The 8,554-nt window shown below is 70.6% G+C and carries 8 protein-coding genes; 4 read left to right on the forward strand and 4 right to left on the reverse strand.

The features are described from left to right. The first annotated feature begins 195 nt into the window (after positions 1-195). The 3 genes from FV242_RS30890 to FV242_RS30900 all read left to right on the forward strand — a co-directional run bounded on the left by FV242_RS30890 (position 196) and on the right by FV242_RS30900 (position 3,740). A complete protein-coding gene (locus FV242_RS30890) occupies positions 196-387 on the forward strand; it encodes a hypothetical protein (protein ID WP_147856579.1) in 192 nt (63 codons plus the stop codon). A 282-nt stretch (positions 388-669) separates the two neighbouring features. Further along, on the forward strand, positions 670-2,079 hold the full coding sequence (locus FV242_RS30895; RefSeq protein ID WP_147941592.1) for a malonyl-CoA decarboxylase: 1,410 nt from the start codon (positions 670-672) through the stop codon (positions 2,077-2,079). Between the two features lie 152 nt (positions 2,080-2,231). Further along, positions 2,232-3,740 (forward strand): malonyl-CoA synthase, encoded by a 1,509-nt coding sequence (locus tag FV242_RS30900; RefSeq protein WP_147941593.1) that lies wholly within the window; start codon positions 2,232-2,234, stop codon positions 3,738-3,740. 50 nt (positions 3,741-3,790) lie between these two features. On the opposite strand, the gene FV242_RS30905 is transcribed toward FV242_RS30900, so the two are convergent. The 4 genes from FV242_RS30905 to FV242_RS30920 all read right to left on the reverse strand — a co-directional run bounded on the left by FV242_RS30905 (position 3,791) and on the right by FV242_RS30920 (position 5,964). Next, positions 3,791-4,567: a hypothetical protein gene (locus FV242_RS30905; protein WP_147941594.1), complete on the reverse strand. Its 777-nt coding sequence runs from the start codon at positions 4,565-4,567 to the stop codon at positions 3,791-3,793. A 92-nt stretch (positions 4,568-4,659) separates the two neighbouring features. After that, positions 4,660-5,031: a DUF3618 domain-containing protein gene (locus tag FV242_RS30910; protein ID WP_187193612.1), complete on the reverse strand. Its 372-nt coding sequence runs from the start codon at positions 5,029-5,031 to the stop codon at positions 4,660-4,662. Between the two features lie 5 nt (positions 5,032-5,036). Further along, positions 5,037-5,450 (reverse strand): phage holin family protein, encoded by a 414-nt coding sequence (locus tag FV242_RS30915; RefSeq protein WP_147855974.1) that lies wholly within the window; start codon positions 5,448-5,450, stop codon positions 5,037-5,039. A 4-nt stretch (positions 5,451-5,454) separates the two neighbouring features. Beyond that, positions 5,455-5,964 (reverse strand): hypothetical protein, encoded by a 510-nt coding sequence (locus FV242_RS30920; RefSeq protein WP_147909464.1) that lies wholly within the window; start codon positions 5,962-5,964, stop codon positions 5,455-5,457. A 481-nt stretch (positions 5,965-6,445) separates the two neighbouring features. Between FV242_RS30920 and FV242_RS30925 the strand changes: the two genes are divergently transcribed. Then, positions 6,446-7,867, forward strand: coding sequence for a trehalose-6-phosphate synthase (locus FV242_RS30925; protein ID WP_147909463.1), 1,422 nt, complete (start codon positions 6,446-6,448; stop codon positions 7,865-7,867). Positions 7,868-8,554: the final 687 nt, after the last annotated feature.

An 8,554-nucleotide genomic window follows, 5' to 3' on the forward strand; every position in this document is an offset into this window, starting at 1 on the left:
CCCCTTCACGGGCCCGCGCCCCCGCACCATATCCGGTCGACGCGGTTCAGGCCGTCCGCAGCGGAAGCGCTGCCGGTCGCGTCCCAAGGGCCGAAGCCCAGCCGAAGCCGACCGGGGCTCCTCATCCGGATACGGTCTTGGGGCTGGTTTCGTTCCGCATGGCGACGTCGGAACCGCTGCAGCAGGGAGTACGGGATGCCGAACTACCGCGTCGAGTTCGCCCGGGAGATCCTCGGGGTGCCCTTCACCATCGGGTCCGTCGAGATCACGCGGGCCCGCGATCCGGAACGTGCGCTCCGGGCGGCCGAACTCCGCTTCGCCCGCCAGCACGGCCTCGGCGACTGGCGGGAGCGGGCCGACCTCGCCACCCTGGCCGAGCGCCTCTGAGGGTCCGCGTCGCATTCTCCCCGAACGCCGTCGTTCGGGACGATGCTTAGCGAACCCCTGGTTCCACCCGTCACACGGTGTTCGTCTTCGAGTTGCAGGGTGGGCGTTCGTTGGTTCGTGCGACCGCTCAAGCTCTGGTCGGGACGGCTGCGCCACCATAGAATGGCGGACGGAGCCGGGAACCGCCGTGTCCCTGCGTGACGGGACGAGGGCGTCCCGCTCCGCAGACCGGCGGACGGGTCCGGAGAGACGTCAGGTCCGACAGGGGTCAGTGCAAGGGTCATGGCGGCGATCTCCTTCTTCGGCGACCTGCTCCAGACCATCAGCGAGCGCGGCCGCGACCTGATCGGCATCGGACGCGGCGAGATCGGCGGCCGTGCCAGCGCGGGCGAGCTGGTCAAGCTGTGCGAGGACCTGATCTCCCGGCGCGGCGAGGCCTCCGGGGTGGCGCTGGCGCGGCTGATCCTCGACCGCTACGCCAGCTTCGGCCAGCCGGAGCGCCATGCCTTCCTGCGGGCGATCGCGCTGGATTTCGACGCGGACCACGCCGCCGTCGACGAGGCAATCGCCGCCTACAGGGCCGATCCGACCCGCGCCCGCCTCGGCACCCTGCACGAGGCCGCCGAGCCGCGCAGCCAGGAGCTGATTCGCCGCCTCAACCTCGCCCGCGGCGGCACGCTGAGCCTGGTGCGGATGCGCGAGGACCTGTTCGACCTGCGCAAGGCGCTGCGCACCGGGGCCGAGGCGGACCCAGTGGTGCTCGACGCGGTCGACAGCCTCGATTCCGATTTCGAGCACCTGTTCGCATCCTGGTTCAACCGGGGCTTCCTGGTGCTGCGGCACATCGACTGGACCACGCCGGCCCATATCCTCGAGAAGATCATCCGGTACGAGGCGGTGCACGCGATCTCCGGGTGGGACGACCTGCGCGCCCGGATCGAGCCGCCGGACCGGCGCTGCTTCGCGTTCTTCCACCCGGCCCTGGCCGACGAGCCGCTGATCTTCGTCGAGGTCGCGCTCACCGAGCAGGTCGCCCCGGCGATCGCCCCGATCCTGTCGCAGGAACGCAAGCCGCTGCAGCCGCGGGCGGCCACCACGGCGGTCTTCTACTCGATCTCGAACTGCCAGAAGGGCTTGGCCGGCGTCACCTTCGGCAATTTTCTGATCAAGCAGGTGGTGGAGGATCTGACCCGCGAGGTGCCCTCGCTGAAGACCTTCGTCACGCTCTCGCCGGTGCCCGGCTTCGCGGCCTGGCTCGCCCGGGAGCGCCGGGCTGACAGTCCGCAGGGGCTGCTGCCCGAGGATGTGGAGATCCTGCGGGCCCTGGACGATCCGGACTGGCACGCCGACAAGGCCCGGGCCGAGGCGGTGCGCAAGGCGCTGATCCCGGCCGCGGCCGCCTATTTCCTGCGCGCCAAGAACGAGCGCGGGCGCCCGCTCGACCCGGTGGCCCGGTTCCACCTCGGCAACGGCGCCCGGCTGGACCGGATCAACTTCCTCGGCGACACCGCGAAGAAGGGGCTGGCCCAGTCGCACGGCTTGATGGTGAACTACCTCTACGACCTGGCGGCGATCGAGAAGAACCACGAGACCTACGCCAATCTCGGCACCGTGGCGGCTTCGCCGGCAGTGACCCGGGAGCTGCGCACCAAGCTGCCGCCGCCGCGGGCCGTGGTGCTCGCCGAGGCGTGAGCCGGGGGCTTCCTCACCCTGAAGGGGATCTCGGTTCGCGCATCGACGCCCGGTGAACGTCATGGCGGAGAGCCGGCCTGCGATTGCGGGGCGGTCGCCAACGGTTCTATGGCTGCCTGAACCCCATGGCCCGTGATAGCTCAAGCCTCACGATGACGAACCACCTCTTCTCCCTGGTCCGGGACGGCGTTCCGGATCCTGCCAAGACCGTGATCGAGACGCCGGACGGGCGCCGATACAGTTACGCGGACCTGATCGCCCGCTCCGGCGCCTACGCGGCGGCCCTGCGGGCGGCGGGCGTGCAGCCCGGCGACCGGGTGGCGGTCCAGGTCGAGAAGAGCCCGGAGGTGATCTTCCTCTACCTCGGCGTCGTACGGGCCGGCGCCGTGTTCCTGCCGCTCAACACGACCTACACCCCGGCGGAGATCGAATATTTCCTCGGCGATGCCGAGCCCACGATCTTCGTCTGCGACCCGGGCCGGCGCGACGCCCTCGCCGGAGCCGCCTCCGGCATCCGCGAGACCTGGACGCTGGATGCCGCGGGGACCGGCAGCGCCGCCGAGGCCGCGGACCGACAGGACACGGATATCACGGACGTGCCCCGCGGCCCGGAGGATCTCGCCGCGATCCTGTACACCTCGGGCACGACCGGGCGCTCCAAGGGCGCCATGCTGACCCACGACAACCTCGCCTCGAACGCCCGCACGCTGGTCGAGATCTGGCGCTTCACCGCCGACGACGTGCTGATCCACGCCCTGCCGGTGTTCCACACCCACGGGCTGTTCGTGGCGACCAACACGGTGCTGGCGAGCGGCGGCACCATGATGTTCCTGCCGCGCCTCGATCCGAAGCTGATCCTGAGCCTGATGGGCCGGGCGACCGCCCTGATGGGCGTGCCGACCTTCTACACGCGCCTCCTGAAGGAGCCGGGCCTGACCCCCGACGCGGCGAAAGGCATGCGGCTGTTCGTATCGGGCTCGGCACCGCTGCTCGCGGAGACGCACCGGGACTGGCAGGCCCGCACCGGCCACGCCATCCTCGAGCGCTACGGCATGACCGAAACCAACATGAGCACCTCGAACCCCTACACGGGGGACCGGGTCGCCGGCACGGTCGGATTTCCGCTGCCGGGTGTATCCCTGCGGGTGGTCGATCCCGAGACCGGCGCGGCGCTGGGCCCGGATGCGGTCGGCATGATCGAGGTCAAGGGCCCAAACGTGTTCAAGGGCTACTGGCGGATGCCGGAGAAGACCGCGGCCGAGTTCAGGCCGGACGGCTTCTTCATCTCCGGCGACCTCGGCAAGGTCGATGCCCGGGGCTACGTCCACATCGTCGGGCGCGGCAAGGATCTGATCATCTCAGGGGGCTTCAACGTCTACCCCAAGGAGGTCGAAACCGAGATCGACGCCCTGCCGGGCGTGGTCGAATCCGCGGTGATCGGACTGGCACACCCGGATTTCGGTGAAGCCGTCACAGCCGTGGTGGTCGGCGGCGCGAACGCGCCGGACGAGTCCGGCGTGCTGGCGGCTCTGGAGGAGCGTCTCGCCCGGTTCAAATGCCCCAAGCGCGTGCTGTTCGTGGACGAACTGCCCCGCAACACCATGGGCAAGGTCCAGAAGAACCTGCTCCGTGAGACGCATGCGGGGCTGTATCGCGCGTAAAAGAAACCGCCCGCTGGCCTCGGGGCCAGCAGGCGGTTTCCTCGTCGTGATCAGAGGTTGTGTGCGGTCCGCTCGTTCTCCGGCGGCGTATGCCCGTCGGGATCCGTGGCCTTGCGGACCGCCGCGTTGAGGTTGTCCGGGTCGAGGGCGGTCTGAACGAACTCGCGGCCCATACTGGTCACCTCGCGGGCGTAGCGCAGACCCTGGTCGCGGACCTCGTCGGCCCAGGGACCGATGTTGCGGTCCTCCTGGCGGGTGCGCGGCAGCAGCGCGCCGAGCAGCAGGCCGGCGGCGACGCCGACGACGCCCACCAGCAGCGGATTGTCGTCCACGAAGCGCTCGACCGCGCTGCGGCCGCGCTGGAGACCGTCGATCCCCTGGGTGGTGATGTCGTCGAGCGCCCGCAGGTTGCGCTTGTGCAGCGCCCCGGCACGCTCCCGGGCGTCATCGTAGGCCGAAGCGGCCCGCGCGCGGGCTTGGTCGGCGGCGCTACCGAGGCGGTCGCCGATGTCGTCGGCCAACTCCGATACGGTTTGGCGGGCCTGTCCGGCGAGATCGCTGGCGCGCTCGCCGGCCGCCTGGGCGTTCTCCCGCGCGGTGGCGGCCGCGTCGATCGGCCGGGTCGCGGCGCCGTGCGGGAGCGGATCGTGCAGCCCGCGCGGGTCGGGGCGGAGCGTGAAGTCGCCCGCCGCCTCGCCGGGAGCCGGGCGGGTGTCGCCGTGGCCGGCCGGATCGGGCCGCAGGCCGCTGTCGCTCGAGCCGGTCGGCATGCCCGCCGCGGCGGCGAGCTGATCGGGGAGGCTGGACGGATTCGGCTTGTCAGTCATGGCGGTGTCCTCGGATGTCCGTCGCGGCGGCGCCTGGGGGGTGGAGCCCCTCCCGGCTCTCCGGCCGGGCTCGGGTCGTCACGGTTCGGGTGTCAGATGTCGGTCGTCTCGAGGGGATCGCGGGGCGGACGCGCCGTCGGGAGATCGGGGTCGTAGCCGCGGGCCGTACCGGTGTTGAGTGTGGCCACGCGCTCGGCCGAGACCTGGGTCCGGCGGCGTTCGGCATCCCGTGCCATCCGGTTGAACAGCAGACCCACCCCGGCGGCGATCAGAAGGACCGGCACCGGGTTGCGGCGCACCGCCTCCAGGGCCCCGTCGTAGACGCCACTCAGTGCCGGTGTGCGTCGGGCGTTGCCCAGCATCTCGTCCACGATGTTCGGGACCGAAAGCTTGCCCTGGATCTGGTCGATCGTGTCGTCGAGCCGAGCCCGGCTCGCCTCGATTTCCTTCTCGAGGTCGGTCATCGAACTCATCCGGACACGCGCTCCGACAGGGCCTGGGCATCCTGGCGCACTTGGCGCGTCGTACGCGTCGGCGCCAAGGTGGAGAGGGACAGGACGCTGCGCGCCCACAGGGCCATGCCGACGGCGATGACCAGCAGTACGCCGCCCACGATGAGCGCCGACAGCCACTCGGAGCCCACGATGGTGGCGAGCCACTTCACGAACGCGCCGATCAGGACCAGCAGGGCGACCACGGCGAACACCGCGGAGCCGACCATGCAGGCCAGGCCGACGATGAGCTGGCGGACGTTGCCCGCCATCTCGGCGCGGAACAGCGCGATTTCCTTACGGGCGAGCTCGTTGGTCTCCCGCAGCGCATCGCCGATCAGGCTCTGAATGCTGGAGGCGCCGGTCTGGCGCGGATCAGGACCCTGGGCCATGGTCTCAGGCCCGGAAGCTGTCGCGGGCGTCGCCGTCCGGGGCTTCCGGCGGCAGGCTCGACGACTTGATGAACCGGGCGGCGATCAGGCCGGCCACGAAGGTCCCCACCGCCACCGCTACCGGAGCGCGCCGGGCGAAGGCCTCGGCCTCACCGTAGAAGTCGCCGAGGCTGCGCCGCTCGATCGAGGAGCCGAGCTGCTCGAGGCCGTCGGCGGCGCTGTCGAAGAAGGCGCGCACGTTCGGCTTGTCGCCGAGGTCGCGGCCGGAATTGCGGATCGTCTGCGCCAGCTCGTGGACCGACTGCGCGGCGTCGCCCTTGCGCCGCTCGACGTAGTCCTGGGCCTGGAGTCGCGCCGCGTCGATCAGGCCGCGGCCGCGCTCGGCGGCTTCGTCGGCGAGACCTTCGACGTCGCCCTGCAGCGCGCGCCACTGGGCGCGCTCGCCGGGGCCATCGTGCAGCGGATCCTTGAGCGGGTCCTTCGGCGCGTCCTGCGGGAACTCGTTGCCGGCCATCTCGAAAACACTCCTCGCGGCGCAGGGATGGTGCCGCTTGCGGCGACCGCGGCCCCCGCGATGGCTGAGTAACCGGTTGGGCTGTCACCGGTTCCGGCCGATCCCGAAGGACCGCTCCGCGCGGGTTCGCGGCCGCCGCTCAGCCGGCGTTCAGGCGCGGTCTGGCAGAACCGCCACGCTTGCACAACGGCGACGCTTCGCCCGCTCTTCAACACGCTCGGGGCTTCCCTTCGCATCGCCTTCGAAGGCTGACCGGACGGGCGTCGGAGGCGTTCGGAACCCGGCGGCCGGCACCGGACAGGGCGGCGATCCTGTCCGGCGCGGCGGCGTGCTCGACTTGACCCGCGCCCGGCTTCACGCTTGGGTTGCTTCGACAAAGGATCGCGCAGGGACTCCGCGCGTTCTGCTATAAGAGAAGTCCCGATGCAGGCGCGGCGAGGTCCTCGACGCGGACCGCGCCCATGATCCGGAGCCGACCCCCGTGGCACGCCTTGTGATCGTATCGAACCGCGTCGCCATCCCCGAGGATGGCGGGAAGGCGGTTGCGGCGGGCGGCCTCGCGGTCGCCGTGAAGGAGGCGTTCACCGCCTACGAGGGGTTGTGGTTCGGCTGGAGCGGCAACATCTCGGAGGAGCCCTCCGAGGAGCCGACGCTGATCGACCGCGGCCGGGTCCAGTACGCCGTCGTCGACCTCTCCCCGCAGGACCACCTGGAATATTACGCCGGCTTCGCGAATCGGGCCCTGTGGCCGATCATGCATTACCGGCTGGGGCTCGGCGCGTTCTCGCGCTCGGATTACGCCGGCTACAGCCGCGTCAACCGCACCTTCGCCCGGGCGCTCGCCAAGCTGGTCGAGCCCGACGACATCATCTGGGTGCACGATTACCACCTGCTGCCGCTGGCCGCCGAGCTGCGCGGCCTCGGGCTCGACAACCCGATCGGCTACTTCCACCACATCCCCTGGCCCGCCGCCGACGTGTTCAACTCGCTGCCGGCGAGCACCGAGCTGCTGCGCGCCATCGTCGATTACGACCTGATCGGCCTGCAGACCGAGGCCGACGTCCAGAACCTGCAGCGCAACCTGGTCGACACCCAGCGGGCGATCCCGCTGGGCGGCGGCTCGCTGATGGTCGACGGGCGCCGCACCCGGATCCGCGCCTTCCCGATCGGGATCGACGTCGCCGGCTTCAAGGAGGCGGCCGAGAAGGCCAACGCCAACAAGGTGGTGCGCGAGACCATCGCGGGCCTGCGCACCCGCAAGCTGCTGATCGGCGTCGACCGGCTCGACTATTCCAAGGGCGTGTCCGAGCGAATGGAGGCGGTGGAGAGCTTCTTCGCCTCGAATCCCGACCAGCGCGGCAACGTCACCTACATCCAGATCACCCCGAAATCCCGCAGCGAGGTGCCGGAATACGAGCAGCTCGCCCGGGACGTGAACGAGAAGGTCGGCGAGATCAACGGCGCGCTCGGCGACCCGGCCTGGACGCCGATCCAGTATATCACCAAGGCCTACCCGCGCCCGGTCCTGGCCGGCCTGTACCGGGCGGCCCGGGTCGGCCTGGTCACGCCGATGCGCGACGGCATGAACCTCGTCGCCAAGGAATACGTGGTCGCTCAGAGCGAGGACGATCCGGGCGTCCTGGTCCTGTCGAAATTCGCCGGCGCGGCCCGGCAGATGCCCGAGGCGCTGCTGATCAACCCCTACGACCGGTTCGAGGTCGCCGAGGCGATCCGCTCCGCCCTGTACATGCCCAAGGCCGAGCGGCTGGCGCGGTGGAAGCCGATGGTCGAGCGCATGACCCGCGAGGACGTGGATTGGTGGGCCCGCAACTTCCTGTCGGAGCTGGAGAATTTCCGCACGATGGAGCGCGAGCCCCCGACCGCCGCCGCGGCCGCCGAGTAGGCGGAAAAGGGCGGCAGCCGAGGCGCGCCTCTCCCTTCCCCCTCTGCGGGGGAGGTGGGCCGGCCGTGAGGCTCGCATCGGGAGAGGGGAACCCGGCTTCCCGACAAGGCGCGACCGGCATGACGGGTGAAACCCTGTCCTGCAGCCGTCGCCCTTCTCTCTCGCCCTCTTCCAGGGCCTCCCTCCGCGGCAGAGCTCCGGGTTAGACAGGTCGGAATTTTGATCTCTGCTCAGGGCGGAAGGCTCGGTCTTCCCCTCGTGAAGACCTGACCGATACGGCCGCGCGCCGTCATCCCGGGGCCGCGCAGCGGAGCCCGGGATCCAGAGACGCCGACGTGTCCAACCCTTGCGCCGACCCTTGCGCCGACAGCGGTTCTGGGTCCGGGCTCGCCTCCGGCCCCCAGGAATGACGACGCGGGTCATCCGATAGGGGGGATCGCTCCTCGGGAGATGGGTCTTCCAACCAGTCTGACCCGCAGCCCGCAAAGGGGGGAGGGAGGGCGCGCGCCCGCTGCGATGCGGCTTCTCCTGCCGCCGGGAAGGATCCGGACTGCGTTCCCCGAACCCGCCGGCCTTTGCGGGGAAGGAAGGGCGCGTGTCATACCTGGACCGAACGCCCCTGCGAGCCGAGCGCCATCCAGAACCCTATGAATGACCGCGCGCCCTCCCATCCCCCCACCTCCCACA

Source organism: Methylobacterium sp. WL64 (assembly GCF_008039945.1).
Classification (GTDB): domain Bacteria; phylum Pseudomonadota; class Alphaproteobacteria; order Rhizobiales; family Beijerinckiaceae; genus Methylobacterium.